General features: G+C 72.0%; 19 protein-coding genes and 2 pseudogenes. 11 read left to right on the top strand and 10 right to left on the bottom strand.

Annotation, left to right across the window (positions count from 1 at the left end; translation table 11 throughout):
* Positions 1-621: 621 nt before the first annotated feature.
* On the top strand, positions 622-2,505 hold the full coding sequence (gene gatE, locus Q0116_RS12025) for a Glu-tRNA(Gln) amidotransferase subunit GatE (protein WP_297888593.1): 1,884 nt from the start codon (positions 622-624) through the stop codon (positions 2,503-2,505).
* Positions 2,506-2,603: 98 nt separating this feature from the next.
* On the top strand, positions 2,604-3,134 hold the full coding sequence (locus Q0116_RS12020) for a phosphate-starvation-inducible PsiE family protein (protein WP_297888590.1): 531 nt from the start codon (positions 2,604-2,606) through the stop codon (positions 3,132-3,134).
* A gap of 9 nt (positions 3,135-3,143) precedes the next feature.
* Here the strand turns inward: Q0116_RS12020 and Q0116_RS12015 are convergent, their stop codons facing one another.
* Positions 3,144-3,626: an Lrp/AsnC family transcriptional regulator gene (locus Q0116_RS12015; protein WP_297888587.1), complete on the bottom strand. Its 483-nt coding sequence runs from the start codon at positions 3,624-3,626 to the stop codon at positions 3,144-3,146.
* Between the two features lie 183 nt (positions 3,627-3,809).
* On the opposite strand from Q0116_RS12015, the gene Q0116_RS12010 reads away from it, so the two are divergent.
* Positions 3,810-4,745, top strand: a complete 936-nt coding sequence (locus Q0116_RS12010) for a DMT family transporter (protein ID WP_297888585.1) — start codon at positions 3,810-3,812, stop codon at positions 4,743-4,745.
* A 46-nt stretch (positions 4,746-4,791) separates the two neighbouring features.
* On the opposite strand, the gene Q0116_RS12005 is transcribed toward Q0116_RS12010, so the two are convergent.
* Positions 4,792-5,364, bottom strand: coding sequence for a hypothetical protein (locus tag Q0116_RS12005; RefSeq protein WP_297888582.1), 573 nt, complete (start codon positions 5,362-5,364; stop codon positions 4,792-4,794).
* Positions 5,365-5,486: 122 nt separating this feature from the next.
* Positions 5,487-5,867 (bottom strand): 2Fe-2S iron-sulfur cluster-binding protein, encoded by a 381-nt coding sequence (locus Q0116_RS12000; RefSeq protein WP_297888579.1) that lies wholly within the window; start codon positions 5,865-5,867, stop codon positions 5,487-5,489.
* Positions 5,868-5,944: 77 nt separating this feature from the next.
* Between Q0116_RS12000 and Q0116_RS11995 the strand changes: the two genes are divergently transcribed.
* Positions 5,945-6,928, top strand: a complete 984-nt coding sequence (locus Q0116_RS11995; RefSeq protein ID WP_297888577.1) for a biotin--[acetyl-CoA-carboxylase] ligase — start codon at positions 5,945-5,947, stop codon at positions 6,926-6,928.
* A gap of 23 nt (positions 6,929-6,951) precedes the next feature.
* On the opposite strand, the gene Q0116_RS11990 is transcribed toward Q0116_RS11995, so the two are convergent.
* Positions 6,952-7,509, bottom strand: a complete 558-nt coding sequence (locus tag Q0116_RS11990; RefSeq protein ID WP_297888600.1) for a universal stress protein — start codon at positions 7,507-7,509, stop codon at positions 6,952-6,954.
* Positions 7,510-7,657: 148 nt separating this feature from the next.
* Between Q0116_RS11990 and Q0116_RS11985 the strand changes: the two genes are divergently transcribed.
* Genes Q0116_RS11985 through ptsP form a run of 3 tightly spaced genes read left to right on the top strand, consistent with a single transcriptional unit; the run spans position 7,658 to position 10,971 of the window.
* Positions 7,658-8,860: a redox-regulated ATPase YchF gene (locus tag Q0116_RS11985; RefSeq protein WP_297888575.1), complete on the top strand. Its 1,203-nt coding sequence runs from the start codon at positions 7,658-7,660 to the stop codon at positions 8,858-8,860.
* Between the two features lie 42 nt (positions 8,861-8,902).
* The gene (locus Q0116_RS11980) at positions 8,903-9,205 is read left to right on the top strand and encodes an HPr family phosphocarrier protein (protein ID WP_297888573.1); all 303 of its coding nucleotides are present in this window, start codon (positions 8,903-8,905) and stop codon (positions 9,203-9,205) included.
* Positions 9,202-10,971, top strand: coding sequence for a phosphoenolpyruvate--protein phosphotransferase (ptsP, locus tag Q0116_RS11975; RefSeq protein WP_297888570.1), 1,770 nt, complete (start codon positions 9,202-9,204; stop codon positions 10,969-10,971). Before Q0116_RS11980 ends, ptsP begins: the two co-directional genes overlap by 4 nt.
* Positions 10,972-11,002: 31 nt before the next feature.
* On the opposite strand, the gene Q0116_RS11970 is transcribed toward ptsP, so the two are convergent.
* From Q0116_RS11970 to Q0116_RS11950, 5 genes and pseudogenes are all read right to left on the bottom strand, one after another.
* Complete coding sequence (locus tag Q0116_RS11970) at positions 11,003-11,410, bottom strand: PTS-dependent dihydroxyacetone kinase phosphotransferase subunit DhaM (protein ID WP_297888567.1); 408 nt, start codon at positions 11,408-11,410, stop codon at positions 11,003-11,005.
* Positions 11,410-12,126: a dihydroxyacetone kinase subunit DhaL gene (gene dhaL / locus Q0116_RS11965; protein ID WP_297888597.1), complete on the bottom strand. Its 717-nt coding sequence runs from the start codon at positions 12,124-12,126 to the stop codon at positions 11,410-11,412. The genes Q0116_RS11970 and dhaL overlap by 1 nt, the downstream gene beginning before the upstream one ends.
* On the bottom strand, positions 12,123-13,121 hold the full coding sequence (gene dhaK, locus Q0116_RS11960) for a dihydroxyacetone kinase subunit DhaK (protein WP_297888564.1): 999 nt from the start codon (positions 13,119-13,121) through the stop codon (positions 12,123-12,125). Before dhaK ends, dhaL begins: the two co-directional genes overlap by 4 nt.
* An 88-nt stretch (positions 13,122-13,209) precedes the next feature.
* A pseudogene (locus Q0116_RS11955) lies at positions 13,210-13,613 on the bottom strand (PIN domain-containing protein); the annotation flags it as partial.
* A pseudogene (locus Q0116_RS11950) lies at positions 13,614-13,864 on the bottom strand (AbrB/MazE/SpoVT family DNA-binding domain-containing protein). It abuts the pseudogene before it with no gap.
* Positions 13,865-14,034: 170 nt separating this feature from the next.
* Between Q0116_RS11950 and Q0116_RS11945 the strand changes: the two are divergent.
* Genes Q0116_RS11945 through Q0116_RS11935 form a run of 3 tightly spaced genes read left to right on the top strand, consistent with a single transcriptional unit; the run spans position 14,035 to position 17,179 of the window.
* Positions 14,035-14,733 (top strand): hypothetical protein, encoded by a 699-nt coding sequence (locus Q0116_RS11945; RefSeq protein WP_297888561.1) that lies wholly within the window; start codon positions 14,035-14,037, stop codon positions 14,731-14,733.
* A complete protein-coding gene (locus Q0116_RS11940; protein WP_297888558.1) occupies positions 14,733-14,990 on the top strand; it encodes a hypothetical protein in 258 nt (85 codons plus the stop codon). The genes Q0116_RS11945 and Q0116_RS11940 overlap by 1 nt, the downstream gene beginning before the upstream one ends.
* Positions 14,991-14,992: 2 nt before the next feature.
* The gene (locus Q0116_RS11935) at positions 14,993-17,179 is read left to right on the top strand and encodes a type B DNA-directed DNA polymerase (protein ID WP_297888555.1); all 2,187 of its coding nucleotides are present in this window, start codon (positions 14,993-14,995) and stop codon (positions 17,177-17,179) included.
* 46 nt (positions 17,180-17,225) lie between these two features.
* On the opposite strand, the gene Q0116_RS11930 is transcribed toward Q0116_RS11935, so the two are convergent.
* Positions 17,226-18,422 carry a pyridoxal-phosphate dependent enzyme gene (locus Q0116_RS11930; RefSeq protein WP_297888552.1) on the bottom strand — a complete coding sequence of 399 codons (1,197 nt, stop codon included), beginning with the start codon at positions 18,420-18,422 and terminating at the stop codon, positions 17,226-17,228.
* Between the two features lie 112 nt (positions 18,423-18,534).
* On the opposite strand from Q0116_RS11930, the gene trpB reads away from it, so the two are divergent.
* Positions 18,535-19,698 carry a tryptophan synthase subunit beta gene (gene trpB / locus Q0116_RS11925; protein ID WP_297888549.1) on the top strand — a complete coding sequence of 388 codons (1,164 nt, stop codon included), beginning with the start codon at positions 18,535-18,537 and terminating at the stop codon, positions 19,696-19,698.
* The last annotated feature ends 8 nt before the right edge of the window (positions 19,699-19,706 follow it).

The raw sequence follows: 19,706 nt of genomic DNA, 5'->3' as shown, positions 1-19,706 counted from the left end.
TCATCATCATTCCAGTCTGTCCCTGCGAACACTGCCGCAGGCGACGAGCCCGTGTCCGTCACTGACGACGCAACTTGATTCAGACAGCCAGCGAGTCCCCCAACTACGATAACCCCGCTCGCTGCGAGTAGTGACCGGCGGCTGATGGTCGGACGTGGCACAGTATTTCGGTGGTTGTTGCGTTTCTCTGAATACATAATCAAACAGTAGAGGGTACACGATGTCATAAGTTTTCTTATATTTGTCACTTGTTAACAGGAAATTCGGAGACCGACTTGCGCGCTACATTCAGCGCGGCTCCAAGAACATCTCACCGGTTGAGGATCTCAACCGAGCCGTTGATTTCGGATCGACGGTTGCCACCTCCGAAGCCCCAGCCGGGAGGCTGCCCCTTTGAGTCCCACCCCGCACGGCACCGCACCTCACGCCTCCCCAGCTTCGTCAGTCGGCCTCCGCTTCGCTCCGACCGACTGACTCCCTCGCGCGTGCGGTTCGCGGCCTGTGGCCGCTCACCGGCACGCGCCACCGCCTGGTCATTTACCAACAACCTCGGTGATCTCGATCCGCATCGCCCGCGCGAACTGCCACCCTTTTAGTCGCGCGCCGTCGGAGTGTGGCGTAATGAGTACGGACGCGACCCCCGAGTACGACTACGAGGAACTGGGGCTCGTCGCCGGGCTGGAGATCCACCAGCAGCTCGACACGGAGACGAAGCTGTTCTGCGACTCCCCGACCGTCGAGCGCGACCCGGACGAGGCCGCCCGCGAGATCACCCGTCAGCTCCACCCGACGAAGAGCGAACTGGGCGAGCTCGACGACGCCGCGATGGAGGAGAGCCGCGTCGACCGCGAGTTCACCTACCTCGCGTACGACACGACCTGTCTCGTCGAGGAGGACGACGAGCCGCCCCGTCGCGTCGACGACGAGGCGCTCGCCGTGGCGCTCCAGATCGCCGACCTGCTCGACCTCTCCGTCGTCGACCAGGCGCACGTCATGCGGAAGCTCGTCATCGACGGCTCGAACACCTCCGGCTTCCAGCGCTCCATCCTGCTCGGTCAGGACGGGGAGATCGAGACCGAGTCCGGCTCCGTGTCCGTCGTCGACCTCATGCTCGAAGAGGAGTCCGCGAAGCGCGTCGAGGAGACCGAGGACGGCGTCGTCTACTCGCTCGACCGCCTCGGCGTCCCCCTCGTCGAGATCGGCACGGGCCCGGACATCCGCAGCCCCGAGGGCGCGCGGGAGGCGGCCGAGCGTATCGGGATGCTGCTGCGCTCGACCGGCGCGGTCAAGCGCGGCCTCGGCACCATCCGCCAGGACGTGAACGTCTCCATCGCCGACGGCGCCCGCGTCGAGGTGAAGGGCGTTCAGGACCTCCAAGGGATCGAGGACATCGTCCGCGGCGAGGTCGGCCGACAGGCCGAACTCCTAGAGATCCGGGACGAGCTCCGCGAGCGCGACGCGAGCGTCGGCGACGTGACGGACGCGACCGACGTGTTCGCCGACACCGAGTCCGGCGTCGTCCGCGGCGCGCTCGACTCGGGCGGGAAGGTGACGGCGGTGCCGCTCTACGGCTTCGACGGCCTCGTCGGCCGCGAGATCCAGCCCGACCGCCGGCTCGGCACGGAGCTGTCCGACCACGCGAAGCGCCACGGCGCGGGCGGCATCTTCCACACCGACGAGCTGCCGGCGTACGGCGTGACCGAGGCCGAGGTCGAGGCGCTGCGCGACGCGGTCGGCGCGGGCGAGGCGGACGCGGTCGCCATCGTCGCGGCCGACCCCGAGACCGCCGACCTCGCGATCGAGGCGGCCGCGGAGCGCGCCGAGATCGCCATCGAGGGCGTCCCCGAGGAGACACGCGGCGCGAACGACGACGGGACTACCCGCTACCTCCGGCCGCTCCCGGGCGCCGCGCGGATGTACCCCGAGACCGACGTGCCGCCGGTCGAGCCGGACCCGTCGGACGTCGAGACCCCCGAACTGCTCGACGAGAAGGCGGCGCGGTACGCCGACGAGTTCGGGCTCGACGCCGGCCTCGCCGAGCAGGTCGCGTTCGGCCAGCGGTTCCCCCTGTTCGAGGCGGCGATCGAACGCGGCGTCGACCCCACCTTCGCGGCGACGACGCTGGAGTCGACGACGACGGAGATCCGCCGCGACGGGGCCCCCGTCGAGAACCTCACCGACGACCACTTCCTCGCGCTGTTCGACCTCGTCGAGGACGGCGACCTCGCGAAGGAGGGCGTCCCCGAGGTGCTGACGACGCTCGCCGAGGACCCCGACCTGTCGGCGGCCGAGGCCGTCGAGAACGCGGGGCTCTCTGGCGTGAGCGAGACGGAAGTGCGCGAGGCGGTCGTCGAGGTCGTCGAGCGCAACGCCGACCAGATCGAGGCCGAGGGGATGGGCGCGTTCTCCGGGCTCATGGGCGAGGCCATGGGCGCGCTTCGCGGGAAGGCCGACGGGGAGGTCGTCTCCGACGTGTTGCGCGAGGAGATCGGAAAACGGTCGTAGCGATCTCGGGCGGCGACGAATTTCGTTCCCCGATCCGGACGTAGTTTCCCCCGTTCTTTACGTGTCGCGGGGCCGTCTGACAGTGTGAGGAACACTCGATGGACGACTCGTCCGCGACCGATCGCTCGACCGACTCGCTCACCATCGACGAGGCCGACGGCCCGTCCGCCCCGCGTACGCGCAGTGAACGGGTCTCCGACGCGACGAGCCGGTTCGTCCACGGCGTCGAACTCGCCGCCGCGGCGCTGTTCGCGCTCCTGTTCGGCATCGGCGTCGTCGACCTCGCCCTCCAGATCGTGGAGTCCGTCCCGACGGGAGAGATCACGGACCCGGACGTGGTCATCAGCTTCATCGAGACGGGCCTGCTGCTGTTGATCATCGTCGAGGTGTACCAGACGGTCGTCGCGTACATCGAGCAGAGCGACACGCGGCGGATCGTCAGGCTGGTGATCTACACCGGCGTCATCGCCATGGTCCGAAAGGTGATCATCTTCCGCACCTCGGAGTACTCGACGACGCAGGACGCGCTGTTCGCCGCCGTCGCCTACGGGGTCGTAATCTTGGGGCTCGTCGCGCTCCTGTACGTCGAGCGCTCGGTCGGGGCCTCGCTGGTCCCGGATACGGATTGAGTCCCGGGGTCAGTCCGTTAGCTCCTCGATCAGCGTGTCGAGGTCGTACGTCGCCGGCGCCCGCGACTCGTCGCGCAGCGCGGCGATGGTGAACGTCGAGTTCGTCCGCTCGACCTCCGGGATCGCCTCGAAGTCGCTGATCAGCCGCTCGACGGTGTCCGACGAGGAGAGCCGCGCGAGGACGACGAAGTCCGTCTCCCCCATCGTGAAGAACGCCTCCGTGACGCCCTCGACCGCCAGCAGCTCGTCCGCGAACTCCTCGTACGGGCCCTCGTAGCTCGCGAGCACCTCGACGATGACCGTGACGCCGAGCCCGAGCGCCTCGTGGTCGAGGTCGTACAGGTCGTTCTCGATGACGCCGTCCTCGCGGAGGTTGTTCAGGCGGTAGTGGATCGTCGACACCGGGATGCCCGTCTCCTCGTGGAGTCGCTCCGGGCTCCCGGTCCCCAGGTCGGAGATGGCCTTCAACAGCCGCACGTCGCGCTCGTCCATACCCCCGGATCGACCCCCGACCGGTTGTATATGTCGGCCGACAGGGTTGGACTCTGCTCCAAGATGTGGGCGCGGTTCGGGGCTCGAATCGGATCTGATTCGTATGTCTGATTCTTCATCCCGAATTGCGGCCAATTCGAAAGTATAGTTTAACTATCTCTGCGTATTTCGAACTGCTATCCAGTGAATCTCAGAAACCTCCTCTCCACTCCGGAAGCGATCGTCGCCGCGTTCCTGCTGCTCGCGACGCTCTGGGGAACCTCCTTCGTCGCCATCGAAGCCGGCCTCCACTACTTCCCGCCGCTGCTGTTCGCAGGCGTCAGGTACGTCGTCGCCGGCGCGGTCGTGCTCGGCTACGCCGCGGTCGCCGCGGACCGGTGGCTCCCGCGCGACCGGGACGAATGGCTCGGCGTCGCCGTCGCGGGCACGTTCGTGATCGCGGCGTACCACGGCTTCCTCTACCTCGGCGAGGTGCGGATCTCCGGGGCTGTCGCCGCGGTCGTCGTGAGTCTCGCGCCGGTGTTGACCGCCGTCTTCGCGGCCGCGCTCCTCCCGAACGAGCGCCTCGGCCCCGTCGAGATCGGCGGCTTCGCGCTCGGGATCGTCGGGGTGGTCGTGATCGCCGACCCGACCGCCGCCGGGCTGGGCAGCGCGGCCGTCGTCGGCGTCGCGCTCGCGTTCGTCGCCACCGTCGCCTTCTCGCTGGGCGCCGTCCTTCTGCGTCCGCTCCGCACCGACCTCCCGGTCGCCGCGCTCCAGGGCTGGGCGATGGTGATCGGGGCGGGGCAGCTGCTGGTCGCCGCCGTCGCGATCGGCGAATCGCCCGCCGCGATCGTCTGGAACCAGACGGCGATCGCCTCGCTCGCGTACCTGACGCTGCTCTCCGGCGTGGTCGCGTTCCTGCTGTACTTCGCGCTGCTCGACGCCGTGGGGCCGTCGCAGCTCCACCTCGTCGGCTACGCGGAGCCGGTCGTCGCCGCGGTCGGCAGCTGGGCCCTGCTCGGGCACCTCGTCGACGCCGAGGCGCTGATCGGGTTCGTCGCGATCCTCGCCGGCTTCCTCGCCCTGGAACGCGAGGAGATCGCCGACTACGTCGGACTCGACCGCCTGCTCGGGTAGCGCTCGGGGACTCGACCCCATCGGAAGAGCGCCCGCGGCCGACCGGTCAGCCCTCGACGTCCCGGCTCAGTCCCGCGCGGAGGTCCCGGCCGAAGTAGTGTCCGAGGAGCGCGAGCGCGAGGCCGACCCCGCCGCCGACCGCGACGAGCGGGAGCCCCCACTGCGAGAGGTAGTCGATCCCGATCGGGAGGAAGCCGACGCCGAGGACGCTCGTCACCGCGCTCGTCGCGCCCGCGGCGGCCCCGGCGACCCCCGTCTCGGCGTACCGGCGCGTCGACAGCACTATGCCGAGGAGGAACGCGGCGAGGAACACGCCGCCCGCGGTCCCGACCGTCCCTCCGATGAGCGGGATCAGGCTCCCGACGAACACGCCGACCGCGACCGTGACGAGCGCGAGGCCGAACGCCTTCGCCGAGAACCACCGCCCCGAGGCGCCGATCCGGCCGGCGTCCCCGGAGCCGGCCTCGCTCCCCGCCGTCGACTCGGGGGTCGCGACGCCGCCGGCGCCTGCGTCGGCGTCGGAGTCACCCTCGCCGCCCGCCAGGTCGTCGTCGAGGAGGTCGTCGAGGTCGTCCATTGGGTCGTCCTCGGACGACTCGCGCTCCTTGGAGGGTTGCATACCGAACGGTTCGGGCCCGCGGACTTGGCTTTTGCGCCGGTCGCCGCCGCGCGGTCGCGTGTGACGCGCTACCGTTCGCCGTTTCACCGGAAACGCGGTGTCCCCGGCCGCCGGTCGCGGGCCTACTCGCCGTCGCTCGGCCGCCGCCCGCCCCACACGCGCTTGTCGACGAGCGCGACCGTCGTCGGGCGGTCGACCGCGATCTGACAGGAGAGCCGCGGGTAGCCGAACCGCTCGGCGAGGCGGTCGTGCCAGTGGTCGGCCACCGGTCCCTCGCGGACGCGGACGCCGCAGGTGGCACAGATCCCCCGCCCGCCGCAGTTCAATCGGCGCGTCGCGGCCGCGTACGGCGACAGGTCGGCGTCGAGCAGGGCGCGGCGGAGGTTGCGACCGCGCTCCACGCTCAGTTCGACGCGCTCGTCGCCGTCGACGACGACGAGCGGGACCGTCTCGGGCCCGCCGTCTGCTCGTCCGCGCTCGCCGTCGCGGTCGGCTTCGGTCATGTGCGACGCTTCGCGCGCCGGGCACAAAGCGTCTCGGACCCGGAACGGCTTTCGGCCCGGGCGGCGGATCGGGCGGTATGGACACGCGGCGCGCGCTGCTCGACGCCCTCGCTGCCGACGACGGCCCGGTCTCCGGGCCCGCCCTCGCCGAGTCGCTCGGCGTCTCCCGGGCGGCGGTCTGGAAGGCCGTCGAGGGGCTCCGCGAGGACGGGTTCGCGGTCGAGTCGACCTCGGAGGGGTACGTCGCCCCCGACGACCCGGGCTACTCCGGGCCGGGGATCGCGTTCGGACTCGACGCCCCGTACTCCGTGGCGTACCACGACCGGATCGCGTCGACGAACGAGCGCGCCCGCGAGCTCGCCGCGGAGGGGGCCGCCGACGTCGCCGTGGTCGCCGACGAGCAGACCGGGAGCCGGGGCCGGCTCGACCGCGAGTGGGTCGCGCCGAGCGGCGGCGTCTGGCTCTCGGTCCTGACGCGACCCGACGTGCCGACGGCGCGCGCGCCGCTCTTCACCCTCGCGGCCGCGGTGGCGACGACCGACGCCGCCCGGCAGGCGGGCGTCGACGCGCGGATCAAGTGGCCGAACGACGTCCTCGTCGGGGGCGACGGCGGCGGCTCGGCGGACGACGACCCGACCGGTCGCGGCGGCCGAAAGCTGGCGGGGATCCTCACGGAGATGGAGGGCGAGGCCGACCGGGTCGGCTGGCTCGTCGTCGGCGTCGGCGTGAACGCGAACATCGACCCCGAGACGCTGCCCGCGGGCGCGACGTCGCTGTCGGCGGAGCGCGGCGGCCCGATCGACCGGCGGCGGTTCGCGGCGACGCTGCTCGAACGCTACGCGGCGCTGACCGCCTCGCCCGGCGCGCTCGACGAGGTCCTCTCCGCGTGGCGCGAGCGGGCGAGCACGCTCGGCCGGCGCGTCCGGGTCGACACCGCCGACGGGGTCGTGGAGGGAACCGCGGTCGACGTGGCGGAGCCGGGCGCGCTCGTGGTCGACACCGACGAGGGTCGCGAGCGCGTCCACGCGGGCGACTGCGAACACCTCCGCGACGCGGCGTGAGCCGGTCGCTCCGGCCCGGCCCGCTACCCGGTCTCCGTCGCGTCCGATACCGAGCCGTCCGCTTCGGTTCCCGGAGCGGCCGCCGACTCGTCGACCTCGGTCCCGGCGGTCGCCGACTCCGCCGCGGTCGCGACCTCGCCGTCCTCGCCGATCCGGACGGTCAACACCGGGATCGACGAGCCCCGGACCACCTTCTCCGCGACGCTGCCGAGGAGCAGGCGGTCGATCCCGCCGCGCCCGTGGGTCCCCATCACGACGAGGTCGCAGCCCGCCCGCTCGGCGTGGGTGATGATCTCGCGGCTCGGCGAGCCGTCGACGACGGACGTCTCGACGTCGACCCCGCGGTCGGCGGCGAGTTCGCACACCGTCTCGAGCGCCGCCTCGCCGTCGTCGTACAGAAGGTCGCCGACGCCCTCCCACGTTGTCTCCATCGGCATCCCGGCGTACCGCGCGGTGTCGACCACGTAGATCGCGCGCACCGAGGCCCCGTGGACCGCGGCGAGGTCGAGCGCGTGACACACCGCCAGCTCCCCCTCTTCGGAGCCGTCGGTCGGGACCAGAATCCGATCATATAGGGGCATGTTCACGTGTAGCATGAATCCGACCACTGATAACCCTTTGTTCTTGCCGGTTTCTCGCCGGCGCCCCCGGCCGACGTTCTTCGTCACCGATCCCCACGCCACGGCGCGTCTCGCATCGCTTTTTACGCCGCGTCGCGCACCGATGGTAATGAGTTACCGGATCGGTCTCGTCGGCAAGCCCTCCGTGGGGAAGTCGACGTTCTTCAACGCCGCGACCATGAACGACGTGCCCGAGGGCGCGTACCCGTTCACCACCATCGACCCGACCGTCGGCGAGGCGTACGTCCGCGTCGACTGCGCCGCGCCCGAGTTCGACGAGACGTGTACGCCGAGCGTCGGCGTCTGCCGCGAGGGGACGCGGTTCGTCCCCGTGAAGCTGGTCGACGTCGCCGGGCTCGTCCCGGGCGCACACGAGGGGCGCGGCCTCGGCAACCAGTTCCTCACCGACCTCAACGAGACCGACGTGCTGATCCACGTCGTCGACTTCTCGGGGAAGACCGACATCGAGGGCGAGGCGACCGAGGGCCACGACCCCCGTGAGGACATCGACTTCTTAGAGGAGGAGCTCGACGCGTGGTACCTCGACGTGTTGGAGAAGGGCTTAGAGAAGTTCGAGACGCGTTACCACGGCGCGGACGCGGCGATCGAGGAGGAGCTCGCCGACCAGATGTCCGCGTTCGGCATCGACAAGGACCGGATGAAGCGCGTCATCCTCGCCGAGGAGCTCGAACTCGACCCGGACACCTGGGACGAGACGGACAGAGTCGAACTGGCCCGCGAGATCCGCAAGCGCACGAAGCCGATGGTGATCGCCGCCAACAAGATGGACACGCCCGAGGCGCAGGCCAACTGGGCGGAGATCACGAGCGACCCCGACTACGACCACCTCTCGTTCGTCCCAGCGAGCGCCCACGCGGAGAAAGCCCTCAAAAACGCGGACGACGCCGGCGTCGTCGACTACACGCCCGGCGACGACGCGTTCGAGGTCGTCGGCGACGTCTCCGGCGAGCAGAAGGCCGGCCTCGATCAGATCGGCGAGTTCGTCGCCGAGTACGACGGGACGGGCGTCCAGGGCGCGCTCGAGGCCGCCGTCTTCGACGTGCTGGGCTGTATCGCCGTCTTCCCCGGCTCCGCGAACGGGAGCAGTGACGAGAAGGGCGTCTTCCGCGACTGCTTCATCCTCCCCGAGGGGTCGACCACCGAGGACTTCGCGTACCACATCCACTCGGACATCGGCGAGGGGCTCCTCCACGGCACCGACTGCCGGAGCGGCCGGCAGGTCGGGACCGACAACGAGCTCTCCCACCGCGACGTGATCGAGCTGATCTCGACGAAGCAGGCCGCCCCTTGAACGCCCGATCAGCTCTTATCGACCGGCGTCGAACGGCCCCGTATGGAACGGACCGTCACCGTCGAACCCGAAGCCGGACTCCACGCCCGACCCGCCTCGAAGCTGGTACAGACGGCGAACCGATTCGACGCAGAGGTGTCGATCGGCCGCGACGACGACGGGCTCGTCCGCGCCGACAGCATGCTCTCTGTGAGCGGGCTTAACGTCGAGCACGGTGAGTCGGTCCGCGTGGTCGCCGAGGGGCCGGACGCCGAGGCGGCGCTCGACGCGGTCTGCGAGCTGCTCACGAGTCCGGTCGAGGAGTCCCCCGACGGCGCGGGCGACGACACGGAGGACGCGCCGTGAGGACGCTCGACGGGATCGGCAGCACGCCTCGGTCGGGCGTCGGCGCGGCGCGCTGGTACCGCCCGGACGCCGACCTGACGCTCCCCGACCGCCCGGACCCGGCGTCCGTCGATCCCGGTGCGGAGCTAGCGCGGTACGAGGCGGCCCGGGACGCGGTCCGCGAAGCGCTGCGTGACGCCCGCGACCGGACGGCCGAGCGCGTCGGCGAGGACGAGGCGGCGGTGTTCGAGGCCCACGAGGGCTTCCTCGACGACCCGACGATAATCGACGACGTCGAGGCCGCGATCCGCGACGGGACGCCCGCGGCACACGCCGTCGCCGACCGGTTCGACGGGGCGGTCGCGCAGTTCGAGGGGATGGAGGGCCGGATGGCCGAGCGCGCCGACGACCTGCGGGACGTCCGCGACCGCCTGCTCCGCGCGCTCCTCGTCGGGGCCGGCGAAGCGGACGCGACGTCCGGCCCCGACTCGGGCGAGTCACTGGGATCGGCCGCGGCCCGCTCGCCCCCGGACCTCGGCGCGCTCCCCGAGGGGACGGTGTTGCTGGCGGAGCGGCTCACCCCGAGCGACACCGCCGCGCTCGACCCCGACGCGGTCGCCGGGATCGCGACGGTCGAGGGCGGTCGCACCTCCCACGCCGCGATCATCGCGCGGTCGCTCGCGATCCCCGCGGTCGTCGGCGTCGGCCCGAATCTCGAATCGATCGCGACGGGGGAGACCCTCCTCGTCGACGGGGAGGCCGGCACGGTCGTCGTCGACCCCGACGAGACGCGCCGCGCCGCGGCGGTCGAGTCCGGCCCGGAGGCGGTCCGCGAGCGCGTCGAGACGGCCGACGGTCGCCCGGTCGAGGTCGCGGCCAACGTGGGCGGCGAGGCCGAACTGGCCCCGGCGACCGAGCGCGGGGCGGACGGAATCGGGCTGTTCCGGACCGAGTTCCTCTTCGTCGACCGCGAGGCGGCACCGACCGAGCACGAGCAGTTCGAGGCGGTCACGGCCGCGCTGTCGGCGTTCCCCGACGACCGCGTCGTCGTCCGGACGCTCGACGTCGGCGGGGACAAGCCGGTCCCCTACCTCAACCTGCCGGACGAGCCGAACCCGTTCCTCGGGCGGCGCGGGATCCGCCTGTCGCTCGGCGAGCACGGCGACCTCTTCGGGACGCAGCTCCGGGCGCTGCTCCGCGCCGCGGCGACCGAGCACGGCGACGGGCTCGCCGTGATGTTCCCCCTCGTCACGCGGGTCGAGGAGGTCGAGCGCGCGGTCGCGACAGTCGAGTCGGTCGCCGCCGACCTCGCCGACGAGGGCGTCTCCCACGCGGTGCCCGAGCTGGGCGCGATGGTCGAGACGCCGGCGGCGGCGTTCCTCGCGGACGCGCTCGCCGAGCGCCTCGACTTCCTGAGCGTCGGGACGAACGACCTCGCGCAGTACGTGATGGCGGCCGACCGCGGCAACGACGCCGTCGCCGACCACCACGACCCGCTCCACCCGGCGGTGCTGCGCGCGCTCGACCGCACGACCGCGGCCGTCGGGGGGACCGACGCGTGGGTCGGGATGTGCGGCGAGATGGCCGGCGACCCGGCGCTGACGGAGCTACTCGTCGGACTGGGCTTCGACGAACTCAGCATGAGCGCGGTGACGGTCCCAGACGTGAAACGGCGGGCCCGCGAGGTCGACGCCGCCGCCGCGCGGTCGCTCGCGGCCGACGCGGTCGCCTGCGAGACGCGCGCCGAGGTGCTCGACGTCTTGGGGCTCGACCAGCGCGGGGCGTAGGCCCGCCCGGGCGCTCGCCGCGGCCCCGAGGTCAGAGCTTGTCGACGTCGCGGGCCGCCTCCGCCTGCTCGCGCACGGACTCGACCGTGGCCGACGGGTCGGTGGCCGCGACCGCCGCGTTGACCGCGCCCTCGAGGACGGGCGCGTCGGCGATGGTCGCCTCCGCGTCGCTCAACTCGACGGCGACGTCCGCGTTCATCACCGCGCTGCCGAGGTCGACGAGGACGACGACCGGGTCGAGGTCGCCCGCGTCGCCGCCCTCGTCGCCGCCGGCCGCGGCGTCGATCGCCGCCTCGATCGCGTCGGGGACGGTGCCGATCCCGCCCTGCCCGTCGCCCCCGACCGGCTCGATGCGAGTGTCGCCGGCCATCTCGGCGGCGATCTCCGAGATCCCCTCGGCGGCGCGCTCGCTGTGCGAGACGACGACGATCCCGACCATCAGTCGTCCTCTGAGGCCCCTTCGTCGGGGTCCTCGTCCGGGATCGTCGGCGACGTCGCGTCCGTCTCCGGCGCGTCGACGCCCAGTCGGTCAGCGGCGACGGCGAGCAGCTCTTCGAGGATGAACAGCGTGCTCGTCGCGCCGGGGTCCTGATGGCCCACCGAGCGCCAGCCGAGGTAGGAGGCGCGCCCCTTCCGCGCGCGGATCGGGACGGTGAACGCGACGCCGCGCTCCGCGGCGTCGACCGCCTTCGCGAGCGCCTCGATCGGCGGGAGGTCGTCGGTCTCGATCGACTTCTTGAACGTGTGGACCGCGGGCGTGAGCGCGTCCACCATCGTCTGGTCGCCGACGCGCGCGTCACCGCGGTCCTCGACCTTCTCGAGGTACGTCTCGGCGAACGCCACGGCGGTCTCGGCGTCGACGCCGCCGTCGAGCTCCGCCGCCGCGAACACGAGCGACCCGCCGAACAGCGGGCCGGAGGCCCCGCCGACCTCGCTCATCAGCGTCTTGCCGACCGTCTTCGCGACGGTCCCGGTATCGGGGTCGTCGAGGTCGCGCGCGGCCTCGGCCGCCGCGGCCCAGCCGCGCGCCATGTTCCCGCCGTGGTCGGCGTCCCCGATCGCGGAGTCGAGTTCGGTCAGGTGGTCGCGCTCCGCTTCGATGCGCTCGGCGACGGCCGCGACGGCCGCGACGGCCGCCGCCCCGTCCTCGGTCATTTCGTCGTCAGCGCCGGGGTGTCGGCCGGCGCGTCGAACAGCTCCTTCAGCTCGTCGTCGACCGCGCAGACCGTGATCGACGCGCCGGCCATGTCCAGCGAGGTCATGTAGTCGCCGACCCACGCGTCGTACGTCTCCAAGCCGTGCTCGCCGAGCAGCTCTTGTAGCCGGCGGTTCACGACGAACAGCTCCATCTGCGGCGTCGCGCCCATGCCGTTGACGATCGTGAGCACCTCTTGGCCCTCGTCGAGGTCGAGGTCGTCGAGGACCGCCTCGGTCAGGTGCTCGGTGATCTCGTCGGCGGGCATCGTCTCCGTGCGCTCCGTGCCCGGCTCGCCGTGGATCCCGATGCCGAGTTCGATCTCGTCGTCGCTCAGGTCGAAGGTCGGCTCGCCCTTCTCCGGGGTGACACAGGAGGTGAGCGCGGTGCCCATCGTGCCGACGTTGTCGACCACCTTCTCGGCGACGCGCTTGACCTCGCCGAGGTCGGCGCCCTGCGCGGCCTTCGCGCCCGCGACCTTGTGGACGAGGATCGTCCCGCAGACGCCGCGGCGGCCGGAGGTGTACAGCGAGTCCTCGACCGCCACGTCGTCGTCCACGACGACGCTCTCGACCTCGGCGCCCTCCATCTCCGCGAGCTCGATGGCGGTCTCGAAGTTCATCACGTCGCCCTCGTAGTTCTTGATCACCGCGAGGACGCCGTCGCCGGCGTCGCAGGCGCCGATCAGCGCCTCGAACTCGTCGGCGGTCGGCGAGGAGAACACGTCGCCCGCGGCCGCGCCGTCGAGCATCCCATCGCCGATGTACCCCGCGTGCGTCGGCTCGTGGCCGCTGCCCCCGCCGGTGACGATTCCCACCTTGTCGTCGACCGGCCCGTCGTCGCGGACGACCACCTGCGTGTCCGGCAGGCGTCGCAGGCGGTCGGGATACGTCGCGGTCATCCCGTCGAGCATCTCGTCGACGACGTCGTCCGGGTCGTTGATCAGTTTCTTCATGATCGATCGAAATGACTCGCCCAGACCGGTTAAGCGTAGTGGGGCCTGCGAACACGTCGCATTCGGCGAGCGTTCGGTTCGGCTCGACGTCGAGGCGCGAGATTCCGTCGGCGGCGTCGAAGCCGCCGTCGAACGCGTACAGGTAATCGATCCCCTCGGCCCGCATGTACGCGACGAGACACGCGTCGACGAGCGAGAACCCCTCGTGTCGCCGGAAGAGGCCCTTCGCGGTCGCGAACGCGTCCGCCGTCAGCGACTCGGCGTGGAGCCGCGCGTTTTCCTCCACCCGGTCGAGGAAGTCGACGGCGGCGTCGTGGCCCACGTGCGTCGTCAGGCCGTCGAGCGTCTCCGCGGGCACGTAGTCTACGATTACCGCCTCCGGGAGCTCTCCGGCGTCGATCCCCCTGAGGATCGGGAGCGCGTCGCCATGCGCGCCGTCCCGACGGTAGCCGCCGCGAAGAGCACGGTCGTGTCGACCAGCGCCCGAGGCATCTACTCGGGGTCGGCGCCCCAGGCGTCGTGCTCGGTCTCGACGTCCGTCTCTCGGCCGCCGTCGTACCCGGCGAAGTCAGCGAACGTCCCGCTGCGCTGTTGAACGATCCGGACGCGAACCGTGCCGTCGTCCTCGATCTGCCACCGGAGCGTGTCCCGTCATCGATCTCCAGCTCCCGGCGAATGTGGGCGGGAATGTTCGCTTGGTTCCACGAGACCGCGCTCTCCGAGTCGACACGCTCGCTGTCCATACTCGGGGGTATGTGAGTGTCCGTGATAGAATTAGTGTGCCTTCACACTACTCGTCGGCACGTCGATCGTCTCTGGACTTGCCGTGACGACCCACCCGCCACGCGCCACTTCCACTTTCACCGCCCACCTATGGCTCACCCATTTTACCAATCTCCCTGTCGTCCCTACCATGTCCACTCGTTCCGACCGACCGCCCGCCGACCTCCCGGAGCTCTCGCCGGGGGTCACGCTCGTCGACGTCGACGACGACCTCGGCGTCACGCCCGTCCAGGCGCTGCTGCTCGACCGCGTGCTCGGGAGCGACGGCCCGGCGTTCTGGGTCGACGGCGCGAACCGCGCGAACACGACGCGCCTCCGCGAACTCGCGCCGGCCGACCGCGTGCTCGACCGCGTCGAGGTGGCCCGCGGGTTCACCGCGCACCAGCACACGGCGCTCCTCGACCGCCTTGCGGGGCGGCTCGCGGCCCGCGACTCGCCGTCGGTCGTCCTCGCGACCGGCCTCGACGCGCGCTACCGCGCCGCCGACGTCGACCGCGAACTGGCCGGAGACATGTTCGTCCGCGCGGTCGCGTCGGTCGCGCGGGTCGCCCGCGTCCACGACGCGCCCGTCCTCGTGACGCGCCGCGAGGCGGACGAGTTCTCGCGCCCGCTCCGCCGCGCCGCCGAGGCGCACCTCACGTGCCGGGCGACGTCGTTCGGCCCGCGCTTCGCGGACGCCGCGGGCGAGACGGAGACGCTCGTCTACCGCGGGGCGGACGGCTGGCTCCAGACGACGCTCGCGTACTGGCGCGAGGTGCTCGCGCACCGCGCCCGGCTCCACGGCGCGGCGACTCCGGACCGCGAGACGGCCGCGCCGGGGGTCCGCTGATGGGGCGGACGAACCCGACGTACCGCGACCGACTGGCGGCGGTCGAGGACGACTGGGGATCGTTCCGCCGCGCGCTGCGCCGCGCGGACCAGCGCCGGTTCGACCGGCTGTTCGGCTACGCCCGCGACCGCGCGGACGCCGCGGGCAACCACAACCACGCCGACCCGCTGGCGGCCGTGTGGCTGTCGATCGCGCTCGAACAGGAGCGCCGCATCGCCGAGCTCGAGTCGCGGCTCGACCGGCTCGCCGACGCGTAGCCGTGGTCCTCACGGTCGACCACCTCGGCGACGGGCGCGTCGCCGAGTGGCGGCTCGCGCCGGACGGCGTCGAGCGCGACGTGCGCGAGGGGTACCGACCGACGCTGTTCGTCGGCGACCCGGTCGACGACCTCTACGGCCGCGCGGGCGGCCCCGACCCGACGCCGCCCGCCCGCGACGGGCTCTCTGACGCGCTGTGTTCCCTCCGGTCGTTCCTCGACGGGCAGGCGGCGGTCGCCGACCTCGGCGTCGAGTCGCACCGGCAGACGTTCCGCACGGCGGCCCGTCCGCTCCTGCGCGTCGACGCGGCGTCGATCGACGCCGTCCGGACAATCGCGAGGCGCGTGCGGCGGTTCGACCGCCCCAGCGCGTACACCTGCTACGACGTCGACCTGACGCGGGAGCTGCGCTACTGCCTCGACGCGGCCGTGCCTGCCGGCCCCGACCGGTCGGTCCGCGACCTCCGGGCGATGCGCCTGACGCTCCCCCGCCACGCGTCGGGCGTCGAGTCGCTGCCGCGGCTCTCCGTGGACGGCGACCCCGTCGGCTCGTCGCCGGGCGAGGTCGTCGCGGGCGTCCGAGCGGTCCTCGACGACCGCGACCCCGACGTGCTGGTCGTCTCGACCGCCGACCTCGTTCCGCTGCTGTTCGAGGCGGCCGACGCCGCCGGGGTCGACTTCGAACTCGGCCGGCGACCGGGATATACGAAGCTCGCCGGCGAGTCGACGTACACCTCCTACGGGCGGGTGGGCCACTCGCCGGCGCGGTACGCGGTGCCCGGCCGCGTCCTCGTCGACGAGTCGAACTCCTTCTTCCACCGCGAGTCGGGGTTGGCGGGGTGTCTCGACCTCGTCTCGCGCTCCGGGCTGCCGCTCCAGGAGCTCGGCTGGGCCTCCATCGGGCGCGTGCTGACCGCGATCCAGATACGCGAGGCGCGCCGCCGCGACGTGCGCGTCCCCTGGCGGGCGTGGCGGCCGGAGCTGTTCAAGCCCGCCTCGACGCTCGACGACGCGGACCGCGGCGGGACGACGCTCGCCCCCGACGTGGGCGTCCACGAGGACGTCCACGAGCTCGACTTCGCGTCGCTGTACCCGAACGTCATCCGGACGCGGAACGTCTCGCCCGAGACGGTGCGGTGCGGCTGCTGCGACACCGACGACGTCCCGGGGCTCGGCTACTCGATCTGCGACCGCGACGGCTACCTGCCCGACGTGCTCGGCCCGCTCATCGACGCGCGGAGCGAGATCAAGGCGGCCCTCGCCGACGCCGACGGCGACGAGCGCGAGCGCCTCGAGGCCGCCTCGTCGGCGATCAAGTGGATCCTCGTCTCCTGTTTCGGCTACCAGGGGTTCAGCAACGCGAAGTTCGGCCGCATCGAGTGCCACGAGGCGATCAACGCGTTCGCCCGCGAGCTCCTGCTCGACGCGAAGGCCGCCCTGGAAGACGCCGGCTGGCGCGTCCTCCACGGGATCGTCGACTCCCTCTGGGTGACGCCGGCCGAGGGTCGCGCGCAGCGGCCGCTCCCGGCGGTGGCCGACGAGATCAGTCGCGAGACCGGCGTCGAACTGGAGTACGAGTGCGCGTTCGACTGGACGGCGTTCTGTCCGACCCGGGACTCCGGATCGGGAGCGTTGACCCGATACTTCGGAAAGCGACGCGGAGAGGAGTACCCGGAGACCGGCCTCGGCGATGCGATCAAGACCCGGGGGATCGAGGGCCGCCAGCGCTCGACCGCGGCGTGGGTCGAGGCGGTCCAGCGGGCCGCGCTCCGCGCGTTCGACGAGACGCGGTCGCCGGAGGCGGTCTGCGACGCCCTCCGCCGCCGGCTCCGCGACCTCCGCGGGGGCGAGGTCGACCCCGCCGACCTCGTCGTCGACACCCGCGTGTCGAAGGCCGTCGGCGACTACACGATGGAGACGCTCACCGCGGCCGCGCTGGAGCGGGCGCGGATCGAAGGGACCGAGATCGCGCCGGGGCAGACGGTCCGCTACGTGGTCGTCGACGCGGACGCGCGCGGCGCGGCCCGCGTCCGACTGGCGTTCGAGGACGGCGACCGATACGACGCCGAGTGGTACGAGGACGCCGCCGTGCGGGCCGTCGAGAGCGTGCTGTCCCCCGTCGGCTGGCGCGAGGCGGACATCAGACGACATCTCGCCGACGCCCGCGACGAGACGCTGGCGGGGTACTGAGACGACACCGCCCGTCTCGTCGAACGATGTGGCCGCGTTCGAGCGCTCACGACACGATCTCGCGGACGGCGTCCGGCACGTCGGCGCGGTCGACCTCTCGGACGGTCGAGCCGTCGGCCTCGCTCGGCCCGTACTTGTACCCCGACCCGGTCAGTATCGCGGCGACGTCGTCTTCGGGCCCGAACTCGCCGGCCGCGGCGAGCTTCCGGACCGCGGCGGTCGCCACCGCGCACGACGGCTCGACGGAGACCCCGGCGTCGGCGGCGAGCCGTTCAGTCTCCGCGAGCATCGCCTCCTCCGAGACGGAGACGACGGCCCCGTCGGTCGCTCGTACGGCGGCCAGCGCCCGGGTCCCGCTCGGCGGGTCGGCGTTGTTGATCGAGACGGCCGCCGTTGGCTCGCCCTCCACGGGCTCGACGCGCGCGTCGCCCCGCCGAAACGCCCGCGCGATCGGGTCGCACCGAGCGGCCTGCGCGAGGTAGATCCGCGGGACCGCCGGGAGCAACCCGGCCGCGTCCAGCTCGCGGAGCGCCTTCCACACCCCGCTCGCCTGTCCGCCGCTGCTGACCGGGAGGACGATCGCGTCGGGCGCGTCGGGGGCGAACGCCTCGCAGATCTCGTACGCGACCGTCTTCTGGCCGGCGACCCGGAGCGGGGCGTCGGAGTTGAGGAAGGCGACCCCGAGGTCATGCTCGAGCGTGTCCTCGTAGAGCCGCCCGTACTCCCCGCGGACCCGGAACAGGTGCGGGTCGTGCTGGGCGATCATCGCGAGCCGCGAGTCCGGGGTGTCCTCGGCGACGAGGATCACGGCCTCCCGGTCGAGCGCCGCCGCGTGCGCGGCGACGCTCAGCGCCATGTTGCCGTGCGAGACGGTCCCGACCGGGCCGTCGAGGCGACCGATGCCGACGGCCGTCCCGCGGTCCTTGAAGCTCCCCGTCGGGTTGGTCCCCTCGACCTTGAGGTGGATCCGCGGGCCGTCCGCCGGTTCGACCGACGGCGCGCGGAACAGCGGCGTGCCCCCGGCGGCGGCTGCGAGACCGCCCGGCGGCGACGCGGGCAGGACGGACTCGTAGCGCCAGAGGAAGTCCCGTCCGAGTCGGACCCCGCCATCACCGTCGCTCGCGTCGGGCCACGAGAACTCGGTCCCGTCGGTGTCGAACCAGAGCGGCTCGCCGCACGCGCAGCGGGCCGCCTCGCCGGCGGGGGACGTCTCGCCGCAGTCGTAACAGACCAACCGGTCCATACGCCACCGTCTCGGCCGCGACACAAATCGTTGGCCACGGGCGGGCGTCGCGACCGCGGCAGCGCCCGGGGGTTCCCTCGTCTTTTTTGAGCCGCGGCCACACCCGTTTCGCATGGGTACGTCAGGCGAGTTCGGCGAGTTCGGCGGCCGACACGTCCCGGAACCGCTGGAGGAACCGTTGGCTGAGCTGGCGGCGGCGTACGAGGAGGCCGTCGCGGACGAGGAGTTCATGGCCGAGTTCCGCGACCTGCTCGAACACTTCGCGGGGCGGCCGACGCCCGTCTTCTACGCGGAGACGCTCAGCGAGCGGTACGGGGCGGACATCTACCTCAAACACGAGGACCTGCTCCACGGCGGGGCGCACAAGCTCAACAACACGCTCGGGCAGGCGCTGCTGGCGAAGCGGGCCGGGAAGGACCGCCTGATCGCCGAGACCGGGGCGGGCCAGCACGGCACCGCGACGGCGATGGTCGGCGCCCTGCTGGACCTCGACACGACCGTCTACATGGGCCGGCACGACATGCAGCGCCAGGAGATGAACGTGTTCCGGATGCGCCTCATGGGCGCCGACGTGGAGCCGGTCGACCGCGGCAACGAGGGGCTCGCGGAGGCGGTCGACGCCGCGTTGGAGGACTTCGCCGAGCACGTCGACTCGACGCACTACCTCGTCGGCAGCGTCGTCGGCCCCGACCCGTTCCCGCGGATGGTCCGCGAGTTCCAGTCCGTCATCGGGACCGAGGCCCGCGAGCAGATCCAGGAGCTCCACGGCGACCTCCCCGACGCGTGCGTCGCCTGCGTGGGCGGCGGGTCGAACTCGATCGGCCTCTGGCACGCGTTCAAGGACGACGACGTGATGTTCTACGGCGCCGAACCGGGCGGCACAGACGACGCGAACCACTCGGCCCCGCTGTCGAAGACGAAACAGGAGGAGCCGCAGATCTTCCAGGGGATGAAGACGAAGACGATCGGCGACGACACCGAGAACCACTCCATCTCGGCCGGCCTCGACTACCCGGCCATCGGCCCGGAGCACGCCGCGCTCCAGGAGATGGGCCGCGCGGAGTACCACGCGGTCTCCGACGACGAGGCGCTGGCCGCGTTCCGCGAACTGAGCGAGGCCGAGGGGATCATCCCGGCGCTGGAGCCGGCCCACGCCCTCGCGCTGGCCGCCAAGCTGGCCGAAGAGGACCGGCACGACACGCTGTTAGTCAACCTCTGCGGCCGCGGCGACAAGGACATGCAGACGGCGGCGGAGCACTTCGACCTCTCCGGGTGACTCGCCGT

Source organism: uncultured Halorubrum sp. (assembly GCF_937146585.1).
Classification (GTDB): Archaea; Halobacteriota; Halobacteria; order Halobacteriales; family Haloferacaceae; genus Halorubrum; species Halorubrum miltondacostae.
This window is presented reverse-complemented; position numbering and strand designations above follow the sequence as displayed.

Coding starts and splice junctions, on each gene's coding strand:
- Q0116_RS11945 (WP_297888561.1), top strand. CDS start 14,035: ATGTCCACTCGTTCCGACCGACCGCCCGCCGACCTCCCGGAGCTCTCG.
- dhaK (WP_297888564.1), bottom strand. CDS start 13,121: ATGAAGAAACTGATCAACGACCCGGACGACGTCGTCGACGAGATGCTC.
- Q0116_RS11980 (WP_297888573.1), top strand. CDS start 8,903: ATGGAACGGACCGTCACCGTCGAACCCGAAGCCGGACTCCACGCCCGA.
- Q0116_RS12005 (WP_297888582.1), bottom strand. CDS start 5,364: ATGCAACCCTCCAAGGAGCGCGAGTCGTCCGAGGACGACCCAATGGAC.
- Q0116_RS11990 (WP_297888600.1), bottom strand. CDS start 7,509: ATGCCCCTATATGATCGGATTCTGGTCCCGACCGACGGCTCCGAAGAG.
- Q0116_RS12000 (WP_297888579.1), bottom strand. CDS start 5,867: ATGACCGAAGCCGACCGCGACGGCGAGCGCGGACGAGCAGACGGCGGG.
- gatE (WP_297888593.1), top strand. CDS start 622: ATGAGTACGGACGCGACCCCCGAGTACGACTACGAGGAACTGGGGCTC.
- Q0116_RS11930 (WP_297888552.1), bottom strand. CDS start 18,422: ATGGACCGGTTGGTCTGTTACGACTGCGGCGAGACGTCCCCCGCCGGC.
- Q0116_RS12020 (WP_297888590.1), top strand. CDS start 2,604: ATGGACGACTCGTCCGCGACCGATCGCTCGACCGACTCGCTCACCATC.
- dhaL (WP_297888597.1), bottom strand. CDS start 12,126: ATGACCGAGGACGGGGCGGCGGCCGTCGCGGCCGTCGCGGCCGTCGCC.
- Q0116_RS11985 (WP_297888575.1), top strand. CDS start 7,658: ATGAGTTACCGGATCGGTCTCGTCGGCAAGCCCTCCGTGGGGAAGTCG.
- Q0116_RS11995 (WP_297888577.1), top strand. CDS start 5,945: ATGGACACGCGGCGCGCGCTGCTCGACGCCCTCGCTGCCGACGACGGC.
- Q0116_RS12015 (WP_297888587.1), bottom strand. CDS start 3,626: ATGGACGAGCGCGACGTGCGGCTGTTGAAGGCCATCTCCGACCTGGGG.
- trpB (WP_297888549.1), top strand. CDS start 18,535: ATGGGTACGTCAGGCGAGTTCGGCGAGTTCGGCGGCCGACACGTCCCG.
- Q0116_RS11940 (WP_297888558.1), top strand. CDS start 14,733: ATGGGGCGGACGAACCCGACGTACCGCGACCGACTGGCGGCGGTCGAG.
- Q0116_RS11970 (WP_297888567.1), bottom strand. CDS start 11,410: ATGGTCGGGATCGTCGTCGTCTCGCACAGCGAGCGCGCCGCCGAGGGG.